Raw genomic sequence first — 16700 nt, 5'->3', positions numbered from 1 at the left:
ATGTCCCACGTAGATATTCGCGATCTCCGCAAGTCCTATGGCACTGTGAATGTCATTCACGGCATTGACGTGGACATCCAGCAGGGCGAGTTCGTCGTGCTGGTCGGGCCGTCTGGATGCGGGAAATCCACGCTCCTGCGGATGGTGGCAGGTCTGGAGGCTATCAGCTCCGGTTCGATCTCCATCGGAGGCCGTGTCGTCAATGACGTGGCACCGAAGGACCGGGACATCGCCATGGTGTTCCAGAACTATGCGCTTTATCCGCAGATGACCGTGGCCCAGAACATGAGTTTCGCTCTGGAACTCGCTGGCGAGAGCAAGGATGTCATTGCCGGGAAGGTGGGCAGGGCAGCCGAGATTCTCGGTCTGAAACCCTTGCTCGACCGCAAGCCGTCTGCCCTGTCCGGCGGACAGCGCCAGCGGGTGGCCATGGGCCGGGCGATTGTACGCGATCCGCAAGTCTTTCTCTTTGACGAGCCGCTGTCGAACCTGGATGCAAAGCTGCGCGTCCAGATGCGCGCCGAAATCAAGGGCCTTTGCGCCCGTCTCGGCACGACCACAATTTACGTCACCCATGATCAGGTGGAAGCCATGACCATGGCGGACAAGATCGTGGTGCTGAACGGCGGCAAGGTCGAGCAGGTCGGGGCGCCGCTGGAACTCTATGATCATCCCCGCAATGTGTTCGTGGCCGGGTTCCTTGGATCTCCGGCAATGAACCTCTGGCCGGTCGAAGCGATCGCCGGTGGCTTGAAGCTTCCGGGCGGAAGCATCCTTCCCCTGGACGGGCGCCATCCGCTGCCCCAGCCTGGTACGAAGCTGACGCTCGGAATTCGTCCGGAATCACTCTTGCCGGTAGCGGATGGTCCGATCCGGGCGAAGGTTGCCCTTGTTGAACCGACCGGTGCAGAAACGATTGTCGCTGTCACGGTTGGAAGTGAAACCGGTACGGTGCTCCTGAAGGAGCGCTTCTCTATGCCCGTTGGAACGGACATTGGCCTCGCGCCGGTGGCTGGCAGCCTTCATCTCTTCGATGCCGCCACAGGAATGGCTCTTCCGGTCAAGGCATCCTGAGGCTTCCTCCCGAAGAATTGCACTGCCGCCGGACCTGCCTGCGGCAGCGCAGCTTTTCTGCAAGGCAAACACCGGGGCAAGGAGCATGGGGATGACTCGGGAAGCGGGCCCGAGCTTGCGGGCTTTGCGAGCGGCGTCAGGGACATGTCGAAGCCTTCGCGGGCCGGTTCAGGCAAGTTTGTTAGCCTGTTGACAAGTTTGGAGATCCCTCTTGCACTGAAAGCGGAAACCTCCTACAAGCGCCTCACTTGAACGCGAACGCGTCAGGGCGATTAGCTCAGTTGGTAGAGCGCCTCGTTTACACCGAGGATGTCGGGAGTTCGAGTCTCTCATCGCCCACCATTCCTTCCCCTTGAAATCATTGAATGTTGTTGCGCTGCAAGGCGTTGTGCCTGTTTGGCGTGACAAGTCTGCAGTGGTTTGCGTGAGGTGAGACGAGTGCCGTCTAGGGCTCTGCCCGGCATTTAGAGACGGGCCGGGCTGTCGTAGCCGCGGTGCAGGGCAGCGCCTCAATCAAAGCCGGGATCTGGCCGGTTTGCTCGCGCTGCTTTTAGCCAGATTTTCCTGCCGCCTAGGCATGGCAGATGGGTTGAGACGCTCCCGGATCGGGAGCGTCAGGATGTGTCCTTGTCATCTCGCTGGAGCGTTGACTAGGCGAGTTCGGGCTGACGTCTTTCGGTTGCCGCGTGCATGAACGGCAAGGTGCTTGACTGTACCGGTTCCTTGCAGGCCCGGTAGGCATGAACCATCCGTGATACGCCTTCCTCGACCGTGATGCGGGATTGCCAGCCGAGCAGGGACTTTGCCCGTTGTCCTGAGCCGACAAATCCATGCACGTCAAAACTCCGCGGGCCGGTGTGCCGGATCTCTGCATTGGTACCGGCCAGGCGGACACTCAGCTCGGCAAGTTCCGTCAGGCTGGTGCCGGTGCCGGAGGTGAACTGGATCGGTTCGGGAGCTTTCCTTTCCTGTTCCACCAGATGGATCAGCCGGACGATGCCATCGACGACATCGTCCAGATAGTTGAAGTCGAAGACATGGCTGCGGCCTTCGACGGAGAGCGTGCGGCCTTCCACAGCGGCGCGGGCGAATGCCGGAACGACCCGGTCCGCGTGGTCGCTGATCCGGCCATAGACATTCGAAAAGCGCATGATGCCAGCCGTCAGCCCGGCATCCCGGGCTGCTTCCATCAGTTCTTCTCCGGCCAGTTTCGAGCGGCCATAAACATTCATCGGTCGTCTTGCGGTTGTTTCGTCCGCCAGATGGATTTCATGGGGGCCATAGACCTCCCGGCTGCTGCCAAAGAGGACGAAGGGGCGGCTTGTGGCGGCCAGGGCCGCGTTCAGCACATTGCGGGTGCCGCCGACATTCACCTCTTCGCACAGGTCGGGGAATTGTTCGCCCCAGAGCACGCGGGAGACCGCCGCCAGATGAATGATCCCTGCACAGCCTGAAACGGCATCGGTCACCGTCTCGATGTCGCGTGTGTCGCCGCGCCAGGAGGCCGTCGTGTCTGCTGCGCTGTCCAGTCCGCGAACCTCCCTGCCGTCCGCCTTGAGGGCGTCAATGAGTGCTGATCCGATAAGTCCTGAGCTTCCTGTGACGAGAATGGGACGTGCCATGATGTTGTCCATAGGTAGATGTGCGGAATGCGGGTCGCCTACCTTGCGTGCCGTTGGTTTTCTTGAAAGCAGAAATCATGCCGGTTTCAGAAACCTGAGGCGGGGGAGGTTTCTGCCATGGCCAATCTCAGGTTTTACCTCAGGGGCTTCTGGCGCGAGGCATTCCTCAGGGCAAATTTTGTCCCGTTACACTGGGAAATAAACTCCAGTCATCTGGTTCGGACCGGCAGCTTTTTCCTGCCTGCAACTGCTTCATCGCAGCGGGAAGGGCGGATTTGCGCCAAGTGGATCTGGCATGCCGGTTGCAATGCTTGCGTGCGGCCAATCCGGCTGTTTTTTGGTGCGATCTTGGCGATAACCATTTCTGCCTCCACATCTGTGGTGACTTCCTATTCTGGTATGATTTCGTCGAGCGGATCGGCCACGGATGGGATTTATGCAGAAACATCCGCAACAAGTGACCCGGCAGCTGCTTCCACAACCGCTGCGGTCATGACCACGTCCAGCCCGCTGCTCAGCTATGATGTCTTGCTGGCGCAGCAGGAAGCCGACCCGGATGTGGACTATATCAAGACGCTGACTTCGACCCAGATCCGCCAGCTCAGCAAGACGGATATCGCAGCTCTGTCCAGCGCACAGATTGTTGCCTTGTCCGCGCGCCAGCTGGCTGCGCTGACGAACACGCAAATCACCGCCCTGAGCACGTCCCAGATCGAGGCGTTCCAGCCGACCCAGATCGGCAATCTGACCAGTTCCGCCCTGAATGCCTTTTCCGCAGAGCAGTTTGCGGCCCTGTCCGCGTCGGATATCGCCAATCTGTCACAGGGGCAGCTGCGCGCCTTGCCGACGAGCAGGCTGACGAGCTTTTCTCTGGACCAGTTTTCCGCCCTGACGGAAACACAGCTTTCGGTCTTGTCGACGACGCAGATCCGGGGCCTGACGACGACCGAGATCGGGGCGCTGACGTCCACGCAGGTCGGGCGCCTTGCTGCCACCCAGATGCAGTCCCTGACGGCGGCCCAGATCAAGTCAATGAGTGTTGATACCCTTTCGGCGCTCACCACCACACAGTTCCGCAGCCTGAGCAGTCTGGCTGTCGCGAGCCTGACCACCGCTCAGTTTGCGTCCCTGACTGCGAACACGATTGCCGCCCTGACCACTACGCAGGCCAAGGGCCTTGCGGTCTGGGAAATGGCGGCCTTGACCAGCGAGCAGCTGTCGGGCCTGTCTCAGACCCAAATTGCCGTCATGTCCAGCCGTCAGGTCCAGGCCCTGACTGTCGAGAGCCTTGGCAGCTTGAGCCGGACGCAATTGTCCGGCCTGACCGCAAGTCTTGTCGGGTCCCTGACCGCAACCCAGATTTCGAGCCTTTCGGCCTCGCAGATCGGCGGATTTTCCAATGCGCAGGTTCTCGGACTGACGTCTGCGCAGGTTCCCTACCTGTCCGATAGCCAGCTTAACGCCCTGACCTCCACGCAGTTCGGCCGGCTGACCACCTCTGCCATCGCTGCGCTCAGCGGGCAGCAGGTTTCGGGCCTGAGTGCCCAGCAGCTCGGCGCCCTCAGCTCTGTTCAGATCACGGCCCTGTCGGACACGGCGATTGCGGCCCTCACGAGCACGCAGATCAGTGGTCTGACGACCACCCAGACGCAGGGGCTGACCGCCGCCGATCTTGCCAGTTTCAATGCCCTTCAGTTTGGAGCGTTGACGGACGGCCAACTGTCTTCCCTGACGGCCAATCAGATCAGGTCGCTGGGTGAAAACCAGATCGATACCTTGACCGGAAGCCGACTAGCGGCTCTGAATTCCGCGGCATTTGCTGGTTTGTCGGCAAAGCAGGTTTCCTATCTGGACCAACAGCAACTGGCCTCCCTCAGCACAGCGCAGCTGCAGGCGATCACCGCAACCAGTTTTGCTGCCTTGTCCCCCACGCAGCTTGCGGCTTTCGATGCGACTCAGATCAGCCGCATGAGCAATGCCCAGGTCAAGGCCCTCACTGTGCCTCAGCTGGAGAGCCTGACCACGAGCCAGCTGGGCGGACTGAGACCTGTTCAGGCCGCAGCGATCACGGCGACGGCGATCAAGACGCTTTCTCCGGATCAGCTTGGCGCTTTGACGACCAGTGCGATCCGCTATCTGGCCGTTCCTGCGATCGGAGCCCTGACCACCGAGCAGGTGCAGGGACTTTCCGGGTCCTTCCTGTCTTCGCTTTCCGGATCCCAGCTCAGAGGGCTTACCGGAACGTCCATGTCCTTGCTGGACAAGGAGCAGCTGGGATCCCTGACCGCCAGTCAGCTTGGAGAATTGGTGACCACGCAGATCCGCGGACTGACTGCGGATCAGGTCGGTGCCTTCAGCCTGGACCAAATTGCAGCGTTGAGCACCACGGCCATCGGTTCCCTGTCGAATGCACAGGTCTCGGCGCTGAGTGTCACCCAGTTGGCCGGGATGAGCACGACGCAGATCTCGTCTCTGTCCGGGGGCGCCATAGCCGGTTTGTCCAGCGATCAGTTGGCGGGGCTCAGTCTTGACCAGATCGCCTCCCTGACGACTTCGCAGATCAAGAGCCTGACCAAGACCGAAGTCTCCGGCCTGTCCGCAAGCCAGTTCCAGGCCCTGACGACGCAGCAGATTTCGGCCCTGGCTGTCAACGCCTCCGGGCTCACCTCGGAGCAGGTCGCATCTCTTTCCGGTGACCGGCTCGCAGCCCTGTCAGCCACGGGCATTGGCGCTCTTGGCGCCAGTCAGATCAGCGCATTGAGCGGCGAGCAGCTCTCTGCCCTGACGGCCGCACAGGTCAAGGGCTTCTCGAGCCTCGCCATCGGTTCCTTGAGCAAGAGCCAGTTCGATGCCCTGGGCACGACCCAGATCTCCGCTCTGCTCGGGGCGCATGTCGCCGGGCTAACCTCACAGCAGATCTCTGATCTGAGCGCGGGACAGCTGTCTGCGTTTTCGAGTGCCGCGCTCGGGGCGCTGAATGCGGGACAGACCGAGCTGCTCACTCCTGAGCAGGTGGCCGGTCTTTCCGCGAAGCAAGTTGGTGCACTTTCGGCGACTGGCCTTTCCGGCCTGAGTTCTGCGGCATTGGGAAGCCTGAGCACCGATCAGGTCCGGGGGCTGTCCTCTACCCAGATTTCCACGTTGTCCTCCGGGCAGGTTTCTGCCCTGACTGCTGAACAGCTTGGCGCGCTCAGCGCGGTGCAGCTTCGGGGCGTGACTTCTGCACAGAGCGCTGCCTTGACAGCACAGCAGCTTGCCGCGCTGTCGGCAACCCAGACGGCCAGCCTGACGTCCACTGCGATCGGCGGCTTGAGCGAGACCGTCATTGCGTCTCTGGATCCTTCGAGAATTTCCGCGCTGACGGTCACTCAGATCAAGGGGCTGAGCGACGATCAGGTTGAAGCCCTGACCGCAGAGCAGGTGTCCGCGCTTACCGAGGCGCAGGTTTCCTCCCTGACCACGCCTGCGCTTGCAGGGCTGACCGGGACCGCTCTTGCAAGTCTGACAAGCAAGCAGGTTCAGGCGCTGACGACGTCGCAGATCCGGTCCCTGAACGCGACACAGTTCGAGCAGTTCAGCGCGGCCCAGATCGATGCCCTGACCACGAGCCAGATTGCCGGTCTCGCCGCAGCGCAGGTCGGGCTGCTGACGGATGCCCAGGTGGCGTCCCTGACATCCACCCAGCTGGGTGCCTTGTCTGCAAACGGCGTCCGTGGGCTCAGCCGAACGGAGCTTGCCAATCTCACAACCACCCAGCTTGCCGGACTGACCTCGACTGCGCTTGGCGGTTTGGCCACGACGCAGCTTCAATCCCTGACGGCACCTCAGATTTCGGCTCTGTCGGTCACCCAGCTCAAGGGGCTGGGCAGCGCCGCCGTGGGGGCTCTCAAGGCAACCCAGATCCAGGCCCTGAGTGCGGAGCAATTGGGCTCTTTCTCGACAACCCAGATTGCCGGGCTGGAAGACGATGACGTTGAAGCGCTGTCCACCGACCAGATCGCGGGCCTGACAAGGACACAGATCGGGGCGATGACGACCACCGCACTCGATGGATTGACGTCCGCTCAGGTCGCCGCTCTGAACAGCTCCCAGTTGAGCGGACTGGGTGTTGCCCAGGTTGCCTCTCTCGACGCTGCCCAGGTGGGGGCTCTAACCTCTTCTCAGATCACAGGCCTGAAGAGCACGCAGATCGCCTCCCTGTCCTCGACTGGCGCTGCGGGTCTCACAGCCGCTTCCCTGGCGGCGATGTCGACCACTCAGATCGCTTCGCTTTCTTCAGCCGGGCTCAAGGCCCTGTCCAGTACGGTGATCGGATCCCTGTCTTCGACGGCATTGAGCGCATTGACGCCGACGGCGATCGGCCAGCTGACAGGATCTCAGCTTTCCGCCCTCGGCACCGGCCAGATCGCGGAGTTGACCAAGACCCAGCTGCAGGGCCTTGGCAGCAGCGGTTTGGCGGCCTTGAGCAGTGAGCAGCTCGGAGCCTTTTCCTCAAAGCAGTTTGCAGCCCTGACGGCCTCGGCCTTGTCGGGACTGACGGCCAGCCAGGCCGCATCGCTTGATGCCTCCCGGATTACCGGATTGAGTGCCACGCAGATGCCCGGCTTGTCCACGTCGGTGATCGGAAGTCTTCAGCCTGCCACCTTGTCCGCATTGTCCACCCATCAGGTTGCCGCGCTGTCGTCAAGCCAGGTGGCGGCACTGACCGCGGAGCAGCTGCCTGCACTTTCACAGACGCAGGTGAGTGCCATCACAACTTCGGCCATCTCGGGTCTGTCCGCGTCCGGCCTTCAGGCCCTTTCGGCAAGTCAGTTGGCAGCGCTAAGCCCCGAACAGGTCGCATCCTTGCCAGGCGCGACCCTGGCAGAAACCGGGCCGGACTTCCTTGGCCGTCTCGATGATGGCCAGTTCGAGGCTTTGACCGCGACCCAGATTTCCGCTTTGGGCACAGCACAGATATCGGCGCTTTCGCCAGAGCGCGTTGCAGGTCTGAGTACTGCACAGTTGCAGAAGCTTTCGTCCAGCCAGTCCGCGGCCCTTGGTCTGGATCAGATCGAGGCGCTGTCAACCAGGCAGATTGCGTCGCTGACATCGTCTTCCCTGGCCGGTCTTTCGGGCGCCCAGGTCAATGCCCTGAGCGCCCGTCAGCTTGCTGCGCTTTCGGAAAAGCAGGTCGCAGCCCTGTCCACGACCGCCATTTCCGGCTTGAGTGCCAGCACGCTTGCGGCCCTGACCACCGCACAGTGGACCAGCCTGACAAGCTCCCAGGCGGGAAGCCTGACGGGAACGCAGATCGCCTCCCTGACGCCTGCCCGGGTCGCTGAACTGACGGCTTTGGAAATCGGTGGCCTGAGTTCTTCTGCCGCCGCCGCTCTGACGAATGACCAGATCGCAGCCTTTTCCACCACGCAGATCGCTGCATTGAGCCGGACGGCCATTTCCGGAATGAGCGCAGGGCAGATCGGCGCATTGTCCAGCGACCAGTTGAAAGCCCTGACGGCCCGCCAGGTTGATGGCCTTGCCACGACGACTGTCGCCGGGCTGTCCACCACCACCTTGTCAGGCCTGACTTCGACCCAGTTTTCAGCCCTGTCCGCGACGGCTGCGGAAGCCCTGACCACTGGCCAGATTGCGTCTCTCAGCACCACCCAGATCGGCAATCTTTCGATCTACGCGATGAGTGGCCTGAAGTCCGAGCAGGTTGCCAGCCTGACGACCACCCAGATCGGGGCGCTCAAGACGAGCCAGATCGCCTCCCTGTCCGCATCTGGCGTAGCGGGATTGACCGCAACCCAGATCGGTGTCCTGGAAGCGACACAGCTGGCCGCCTTGACGGCAGATGAGATGGGCAGTCTGACCGCGCAGGCCACCGCTGGTCTCAACGCGACGCAGATTTCCTCGCTGACCACAACCCAGATCGCGGGCCTTGAGGCCGCGGGCCTGTCCGGCCTCGGTGCGGATCTGGTATCTGCTCTCAGCACCACACAGCTTCATGCCCTGTCGAGTTCTGCCTTGGCCGGATTGACGGCCACCCAGGTTGCTGCTCTGTCGCCGGCACAGTTTGAGAGCATTACCTCGACCATGATCTCGGCGCTTGCGCCAGCGACCATTGCAGGCCTCAGCGAGCAGCAGATCGACGCGCTGACCATCACCCAGATCAGCGGCCTGACCTCCAGTCAGGTCGGCTCCATTTCGACAACCGCGCTGGCAGGGCTTGCGCCATCCGATATCGCGGCGATGAGCGTGATACAGCTGGCCGGTCTCGTGCGCGTCCAGCTGCGCGCCTTGTCCCTGGCGCAGTTCGGTGCCTTGACGACGCAGCAGATTGCCTCCCTGAGCACGGCTCAGATTTCGAACCTGACCAGCACGGAGCTCTCCAGCCTTTCCGAGAAGCAATTCTCGGCTCTGACCTCGAACCAGATCTCGGCCCTGACACCGACCCAGATCAACGCCCTGTCGACCACCTCGATCGGATCCTTGAGCTATGCGCAGCTGTCCGGTCTGACCTCGACGCAGATCGGGGCCTTGAGCACCGGAACAATCTCCAGTCTGACAACGCAGGCCATTCATGCGCTCACGCCCCGTCAGATCGAAAGCTTCACCGACACACAGATTGCCTCTATGACCGAGGCGCAACGCGAGGCCATGGCCCTGGCCGTTTCCTGACGGCCAATCGCGTAAATGTCCCGGCGGCGCCTCCGGGCGAAGGAGTTTCTTGAATGGCTACCGAAACCAGCCTTTCCATCATGGAAGTCATCAATGCTGCGGAAACGCTGAAGTCCAGTGGGGCCCATGCGGCTGCGGAAGTGCTTTATACGGCCTGGGTCAGTCAGAACCCCGAGGATCCGCTGCTCTATGCGGTGCTGTTCAACCAGGCTGTCCTCCTGTCCGAGACCGGAAAACTGGCAGCTGCAAGAGAGTGCCTGGAGCGCTCGATCGCGCTGAAGCCTGACTTCCACCCGTCCTACATCAATCTGGGCCGCGTGCTGGAAGAGCAGGGGGAGGTGGGGCAGGCCATCGGCCGCTGGAACACGATTCTCGAACAGACCCTTTCCGTGAACGCGGCTGCGCTGGCGTCGCGGATCACGGCCCTGAACCAGATCGCCCGTCTGCTTGAGGCCACATCCCAGGACGAGCTGGCCGAGACCATGCTCCGCCAGAGCCTGGAGCTTGACCCGCACCAGAGCGAAGTTATCCAGCACTACATTGCCTTGCGCCAGCGCCAGTGCGAATGGCCGGCGCTTCAGGTGGTGGAGAGAGTGCACAAGCGCCAGCTTGTCGAGGCCATTTCGCCCCTGTCCGGCGCAGCCCTTTCTGATGATCCGCTGCTGCAGCTTGCCGTATCTGCCGCCTATAACCGGCGGGATGTTGGAACGCCTGCCCAGCCCATGACAGCCTGGCCAAAGGCGATGCAGCACGATGGCCCCTTGCGGATCGGCTATCTGTCCTCCGATCTCAGGGAGCATGCGGTTGGCTATCTGATGACCGAAGTGCTCGGCCTGCATGACCGGTCAGCGGTGGAGATCTTCGCTTATGACTGTGGACCGGCTTCCGATGACCCGCTCTCCAGAAATTTCCGTGCGACGACCGACCATTGGCGCCGGATCTCGGAGCTGAACGACGCGGACGCTGCCCGTCTGATTGCCAATGACGGCATTCAGATCCTTGTCGACGTCAATGGCTATACCCGCGAGGGGCGCACACAGCTCGTGTCGCTGCGCCCTGCGCCCGTTATCGTCAACTGGCTTGGCTATCCGGGCACTCTGGCGAGCCCCGCCCATCACTATATCATCGCGGACGGGATCACGGTCCCGGAAGACGCCGAAGATTATTACTCGGAAAAGGTGGTCCGTCTTCCTTGCTACCAGCCCAACAGCCGCGACCGGGTCTTGTTCGAGGGGACATTGACCCGATCCGATTTCGGTTTGCCGGAGGAGGAAACGGTCTTTTGCTGCTTCAATGGCAGCCAGAAGATCACGCCCCATGTCATGGACCGCTGGCTGACGATCCTGGCAAAAGTTCCCGGCAGCGTGCTCTGGCTGCTGACCGGCGGGGAGAACACGGATCAGCGCCTGCGGAGCTATGCTGAAACCAAGGGCGTGTCCGGTGACCGGCTGGTCTTTGCGGGCAAGCTGCCCAATGCACAGCATCTCGCCCGCTATCCCTTGGCAGACCTTTTCCTTGATACGTCCCCTTACGGGGCCCATACCACGGCGTCTGATGCCCTATGGATGGGCGTGCCCGTCCTGACGGTGGCCGGCAGGTGCTTTGCTGCCCGGGTGTGTGCAAGTCTGGTGGATGCGGCAGGCCTTCCGGACCTGATCTGCGAGACGCCGGACCAGTATGTTCAGCAGGCAGTGGCACTTGGTCGTGACCGGAGTGCTCTCGACAGGCTCAAGCAGCAGCTCCGGGAAAACCGGTCATCGTGCCGGCTGTTCGACACGCCCGGCCTGGTGAAGGGGCTTGAGACGCTTTACGCGCAGATGTGGGGAGAATGTCTCGACGGCCGTCTGCCGCAACCCGATCTTGCAGATCTTGAGGCCTTGATGGATGTGGCCGCCCGGATGGATCACGAGGGCAAGGACATGCTCAGCGAGCCGGACTATCGGGGGCTCTGGGCCAGGCAGCTTGCCGCCCGCCATGTCAGCCGCCCAATGACAGGCCCGCGGATCAAACGGCTCATGGGGGCAGGTTGACGATCCTGTTGCCGGGGGGAGGCGACGGAGTTGCATTCGAGGTGAGGGGGTTATGCCGGGTGGAAGGCAATCCTGCTGCGCGTTCGACACCCAGGCCTGGGCACTCTTGCCGGCTCGCAGGGGAGGATGTGCCAAAGCCCGAATTGGCCATTGGGATATCGGCTAGAGCTTGAGGGTCTCCTTGCGCATTTCCTCAAACTCTTCCTTTAGGTAGGTCTCAAGCGATTTCCCTTCCTGTCCCTCGGCCCAATTCTCCAGGGAAAGGCGCAGGATGCCGACGGACACCATGGCCACTATCCGCATGGCATTCATGCGCGACTTATCAGGCCACAATTCGCGCAGGGCTTCGAACGCCGTCTGTTCCAGTTTCAGATATTTGGACTGGTTCATGGCGAGAAGATATTCGCTTGAGCGAATGATCCGGTAGATGGCGATGGACTTCTGAGGATCCAGATTTGCAATCAGTTTCAGGTGCGCGTTTTGAAGGACGTCGAAAGGATGCTGCCCTGAAGGCTCGGCGAGGATTGCTGCCCTGAAAGTTTCGGGAAGCTCTCTCTGCCAGGTGGCAAGGATCTCTTCCTTGGATTTGAAATAATAGAAGAAAGTCCGCCGGGAAATGCCGGAAGCCTCGGCGATGGCGTCAAGGGTCGTGGCGTCATAGCCATTTTTTACGAAAAGCGTCAGGGCAGTGTCCGCGATGCGATCAAGCGTTTCGCGCCGCTTCCTCTCGCGCCAGCCTTCCTGAACTTGGTCTGTTTCAATCATGACTGATCGATATCAGAACCTGCACGCCCTGTAAAATTACACTTATTGCAATATTGCACTGAGTGTAATATTTTAAGGGTGTGGTTTGAACGAGTTCGGGAAGTGAAATGAAGCGAGTGCAATACAACCGCTATGGCGGTCCGGATGAGATGTATCTTGGCGACTTTACCCTGCCGGATGTTTCGGAAAGAGAGGTGCTGATCTCGATAAAGGCAGCGGCCATTAATCCCTTCGACTGGAAAATTCGTCAGGGAATGATGAAGTTCGTCACCGGCAGGCGGTTTCCCCGGGCCATGGGCACGGATTTCTCCGGTGTCGTGGAAGCTGTCGGGGAGAGTGTTACGCATCTTGCTGCGGGTGACGAAGTCTTCGGAACAATCGACTTCAAGAAGTCTGGCGCCTTTGCCGAAATGGCCGTTGTTGATGCGGCGACCGTTGCAAGGAAGCCTGCGCGGCTTTCGTTTTCCGAAGCCGCCAGTCTGCCTGTTGCGGCAATGACGGCCTGGGCCGCAATCATGAACAGAAACGTGGCGGGCGCGGATGTCTTCATCAACGGCTGCAATGGCGCCGTTGGTTCCTTTGCAGTTCAGCTTGCTCAGTCACAGGGCGCCCATGTTGCAGGAGCTTGCGGGCCTTCATCGCGCTCAATCGCGAAGGCTGCAGGCATCGATCCCGTGTTGGCTTACTCCGACATCGAGACCATGGCTCCGACCGCAAAGTTTGATGTGGTTTTTGACACGCTTGGGACGCTGAATGTTCGCAATGGCCTTTCGATGCTGAAGCGCACGGGGGTCTTTGTCGACATCAACCCGACTTTGGGAAGGGTGCTGCGCGGGGTCTTGTCCCGCCGCTACAAGCTCGCGTTTGCCACCCAGGGCATGAAAAACCTGCCGAATATTGCCCAGTTGGCAGCTGACGGGGTCTTGAGACCCACGGTCGGGAGCGAAGAGCCGTTCAGTAACGCGGTCGCCGCTATTTCCGGGCTTGAGGCGGGCCGCAGGGCAGGGGGCAAGATCGTTCTCGTGATCTAGCCCCGGAGGGGGATGGCGGCGCTCTCCTTGAATGCCGGACTGGCAGGCTTTTGTGAGAGGACCCCTTGCCCCGATATTTTCAGATAATCGATCGTAGACGTAGGGACATGATGATGACGCTTTCTGGAACCGATACCTTTGAGCTTGGAGATACCTCTGTCCGCCGCATTGGCTATGGCGCCATGCAATTGGCGGGCTCGGGTGTGTTCGGGCCTCCAAAGGACCACGGGCAGGCCTTGGCTGTTCTTCGCGAGGCCATTGAATCTGGTGTGAACCACATTGATACCAGCGACTTCTATGGCCCGCACATTACCAACCAGCTGATACGCGAGGCCTTGTCACCCTATCCGGATGATCTCGTCATCGTCACCAAGGTGGGGGCTGATCGCGGGGAGGATGGGTCCTGGCTTCCCGCGCAAACCCCGGCTGATCTGGAGCGGGGCGTGCATGACAATCTGCGCAATCTCGGCGTGGATGTGCTGGATGTTGTGAACTTGCGCATCATTGAAGGCGCGGGATTGGCTCCAGTTGAGGGCTCGATTGAAGAGCGGTTCACCGCTCTGGCCAGTCTTCAGCAGAAGGGGCTGATCCGCCATCTCGGTCTCAGCAATGCAACAGCTGATCAGGTCAAGGAGGCGCAGCGGATTGCTCCCGTCGTATGCGTGCAAAATCACTATAACCTCGTGCATCGTGCCGATGACGCCTTGATCAACACGCTGGAAAAGCAGGGGGTCGCCTATGTGCCGTTCTTCCCGCTGGGCGGGTTCAATCCAATCCAGTCATCGAAACTGTCGGATCTGGCTGCTTCCCTGGGGGCCTTGCCAATGCAAGTGGCTCTGGCCTGGTTGCTGGCGCGTTCTCCCAACATTCTCCTGATTCCAGGAACGTCCCAGGTTGCGCATCTCAGGCAAAACCTTGCAGCCGCCGATATTGTCCTTCCGGAAGACGTGCTTCTCGAATTGGAGCATCTTGTCTGACAGGGTCTGATGTGTTGCCGGTGTCAGGCAAAGCGCTTGGCGCCGGCAACGCACAGCACGACCACCAGCGTGACGGCCAGCATGGGCCAGGCGATGGCTTCGTGCAGGATCAGGGCGGACAGCATCAGGCCGAAGAAGGGCTGCAGCAACTGCAGTTGTCCGACACCTGCAATGCCCCCCAGGGCAAGGCCCCTGTACCAGAAGATGAAGCCCACCAGCATGCTGAAGACCGAGACATAGGCAAGGCCGGACCAGGCCGGCAGGCCGATGGCGGTCCAGTCTCCGGGCCAGGTTGCCAGGCAGATTGCCGCCATGACCGGCAGGGACAGGATCAGCGCCCAGGAGATGACCTGCCAGCCGCCGAGACGGCGGGACAGCGCCGCGCCTTCCGCATAGCCAAGCCCGCAGAGCAGGATGGCGGCAATCATGAAAAGATCGCCGGTCAGTGAACCGACGCCGCTTTGGGCGAGGGCAAAGCCGGCAACGGCAGCCGCCCCCAGGATGGAGAACAGCCAGAACAGGGGTTGGGGTCTTTCCCCGCCGCGCAGCACGCCAAAGGCTGCGGTGGACAGCGGTAGCAGGCCCACGAAGACAATCGAATGCGACGCGGTGACATGCTGAAGTGCCAGCGCCGTCAGCAAGGGGAACCCGGCAACAACGCCGAGGGCCACGATGATCAGGGAGATCAGGTCCCCGCCTGACGGTCTCTTCTGCCTGAGGGCAAACAGGCACGCCGCGGCGAGGGCGGCGGCGATGACGGCACGGGCCGAGGTGAGGAAGAGCGGCGCAAAGTCTGCCACCGCCATCCGGGTTGCCGGCAGCGAGCCGCTGAAGATGAGGACACCCATAAGGCCGCTGCCCCAGCCTGCCGCCGACTTTTCCATGAGACTTTGCCGTTTCCGATCGTGTTCTTTCAGGACGATCTTGTCTTAGGCTGCCAAGGCTGGATTGGGTAGAGACATTACGGTACAATTTTGCAAAATTGTATGGTTTCAATCATCAATACAGATGGGCGAGTGGTCTTGGTATCATGGAAGCGGACAAGCCGACACGAACGGAAGCGCTGATGGAAGTGGTGCGGATGCGGATCGCAAACCGTTCGCTTTCCCCCGGCGACCGTTTGCCGTCGATCCGGGACTTTGCCCGTGACATGAAGGCATCGCCTTCGACGGTGGCAGAGGCCTATGCCCGGCTGGAGGCCGAGGGGGTTCTGCGGGCGCGGCGCGGGGCCGGGTTCTATGTGACCGGCGTGGATCTGCCACCGATGGCGCTGGCGGAGATGGGGGAGCCCAGAGAGCAGAGCGTCGACCCTTTCTGGGTGTCCCGCCTGTCTCTGGATGCAAGGGCCTCGGATCTCATGCCGGGCTGTGGCTGGCTTCCGGCCAGCTGGATGCCCAATGGCGCGATCCGCAAGGGGCTGAGGGCCATGAGCCGGGGCGAGGCAGCGCTTCTGACCGACTATGGCAGCACCAGGGGCGCTCTGGAGCTGCGCCGCCTGCTGATCGGCCGCTTCGCCGAGGAGGGGCTTCCGGCAACCGCGTCTCAGCTCATGCTGACGGGGTCCGGCACACAGGCCATCGACCTGATCTGCCGCCTGTTGTTGCGGCCGGGGGATACGGTTCTGCTGGACGATCCCTGTTACTTCAATTTCCAGGCCTTGTTGCGGGCGCATCAGGTGCGCATGGTTTCCGTGCCCTTTACGCCGGATGGTCCCGATGTTGAGCTTTTCGGGCAGATCGTGGCCGCGGAAAAGCCGCGTCTCTACATCACCAATTCGGCGCTGCATAATCCGACCGGCGCGTCTCTTTCTCCCCAGACGGCCTATAGGGTCCTGAGTGCCGCCGCAGCTCATGGCATGACGATTGTCGAGGATGACATCTTTGCGGATTTCGAGCCTGCGCTGTCGCCCCGCCTGGCGGTTCTGGACGGGCTCAGCCGGGTCATCCGCATCGGCAGCTTTTCAAAGATCCTCTCCGCCTCGATCCGCTGCGGTTATATCGCCGCCCGGCAGGACTGGATCGATGGCCTGACCGATCTTCAAATCGCCACCAGCTTTTCCGGCCCCAGTCCGGTGGCCGTCTCCATCATCACGGGCATCCTGACTGGCGGCAGCTACCGGCGGCACATGGATGACATCCGCCAGAGACTGACCACGGCGCGTGAGGAGACAGCCTCGCGGCTCGCCTCGCTGGGGCTTGTGCCCTGGGTCATCCCACGGGGCGGGTTCTATCTCTGGTGCCGGTTGCCGGAAGGGCTGACATCCTCGGATGTTGCCCGGCGTTGCATGCAGGAGCGGGTGATCCTCGCGCCCGGCAATGTCTTCAGCGTGACCCAGAGCGCCGGTCCCTTCCTGCGCTTCAACGTGGCCCATATGGCCGACAACCGGATCTATGCGGCTCTGGAGAAGGCAATGAAGGCCTAGGGGGAGTTTGTTTTGTCCGTACCTGTCCAGCGCTTCCTTGCCGGACCGGCTTGTCACATGGGGCGGAAAAGAGCTATTTGTTCTTCTTATGTTCTGTTTTGTCGATGCGTTCC

At 61.4% G+C, this 16700-nt stretch carries 10 protein-coding genes and 1 tRNA gene; 7 read left to right on the top strand and 4 right to left on the bottom strand.

Annotated elements, in window-relative coordinates:
• Positions 1-1074 (top strand): ABC transporter ATP-binding protein, encoded by a 1074-nt coding sequence (locus tag BUA94_RS07245; RefSeq protein ID WP_073011253.1) that lies wholly within the window; start codon positions 1-3, stop codon positions 1072-1074.
• Between the two features lie 266 nt (positions 1075-1340).
• Positions 1341-1416: transfer RNA gene (locus tag BUA94_RS07240), tRNA-Val, on the top strand.
• Between the two features lie 308 nt (positions 1417-1724).
• Here the strand turns inward: BUA94_RS07240 and BUA94_RS07235 are convergent.
• Both BUA94_RS07235 and BUA94_RS23560 read right to left on the bottom strand, forming a co-directional pair.
• Positions 1725-2696 carry an NAD-dependent epimerase/dehydratase family protein gene (locus tag BUA94_RS07235; protein ID WP_175558015.1) on the bottom strand — a complete coding sequence of 324 codons (972 nt, stop codon included), beginning with the start codon at positions 2694-2696 and terminating at the stop codon, positions 1725-1727.
• A 209-nt stretch (positions 2697-2905) separates the two neighbouring features.
• On the bottom strand, positions 2906-3058 hold the full coding sequence (locus BUA94_RS23560) for a hypothetical protein (protein WP_175558014.1): 153 nt from the start codon (positions 3056-3058) through the stop codon (positions 2906-2908).
• A gap of 130 nt (positions 3059-3188) precedes the next feature.
• On the opposite strand from BUA94_RS23560, the gene BUA94_RS07230 reads away from it, so the two are divergent.
• The gene (locus BUA94_RS07230) at positions 3189-9362 is read left to right on the top strand and encodes a beta strand repeat-containing protein (protein WP_139251055.1); all 6174 of its coding nucleotides are present in this window, start codon (positions 3189-3191) and stop codon (positions 9360-9362) included.
• 53 nt (positions 9363-9415) lie between these two features.
• Positions 9416-11392 carry an O-linked N-acetylglucosamine transferase, SPINDLY family protein gene (locus BUA94_RS07225; RefSeq protein ID WP_073011243.1) on the top strand — a complete coding sequence of 659 codons (1977 nt, stop codon included), beginning with the start codon at positions 9416-9418 and terminating at the stop codon, positions 11390-11392.
• A gap of 162 nt (positions 11393-11554) precedes the next feature.
• On the opposite strand, the gene BUA94_RS07220 is transcribed toward BUA94_RS07225, so the two are convergent.
• Entirely contained in the window at positions 11555-12157 is a 603-nt protein-coding gene (locus BUA94_RS07220; RefSeq protein WP_073011240.1) for a TetR/AcrR family transcriptional regulator, read from the bottom strand.
• Between the two features lie 107 nt (positions 12158-12264).
• Here BUA94_RS07220 and BUA94_RS07215 point away from each other — a divergent pair, with 107 nt between their 5' ends.
• On the top strand, positions 12265-13188 hold the full coding sequence (locus BUA94_RS07215) for an NAD(P)-dependent alcohol dehydrogenase (protein ID WP_073011237.1): 924 nt from the start codon (positions 12265-12267) through the stop codon (positions 13186-13188).
• A 110-nt stretch (positions 13189-13298) separates the two neighbouring features.
• Complete coding sequence (locus BUA94_RS07210) at positions 13299-14165, top strand: aldo/keto reductase family oxidoreductase (protein WP_073013711.1); 867 nt, start codon at positions 13299-13301, stop codon at positions 14163-14165.
• A gap of 23 nt (positions 14166-14188) precedes the next feature.
• Here the strand turns inward: BUA94_RS07210 and BUA94_RS07205 are convergent, their stop codons facing one another.
• Positions 14189-15049, bottom strand: a complete 861-nt coding sequence (locus BUA94_RS07205) for a DMT family transporter (RefSeq protein ID WP_073011234.1) — start codon at positions 15047-15049, stop codon at positions 14189-14191.
• A gap of 146 nt (positions 15050-15195) precedes the next feature.
• Between BUA94_RS07205 and BUA94_RS07200 the strand changes: the two genes are divergently transcribed.
• The gene (locus BUA94_RS07200; RefSeq protein ID WP_073011231.1) at positions 15196-16587 is read left to right on the top strand and encodes an aminotransferase-like domain-containing protein; all 1392 of its coding nucleotides are present in this window, start codon (positions 15196-15198) and stop codon (positions 16585-16587) included.
• The last annotated feature ends 113 nt before the right edge of the window (positions 16588-16700 follow it).

Origin of the sequence: Roseibium suaedae (genome assembly GCF_900142725.1) — a bacterium.
GTDB classification, from domain to species: Bacteria; Pseudomonadota; Alphaproteobacteria; order Rhizobiales; family Stappiaceae; genus Roseibium; species Roseibium suaedae.
This window is presented reverse-complemented; position numbering and strand designations above follow the sequence as displayed.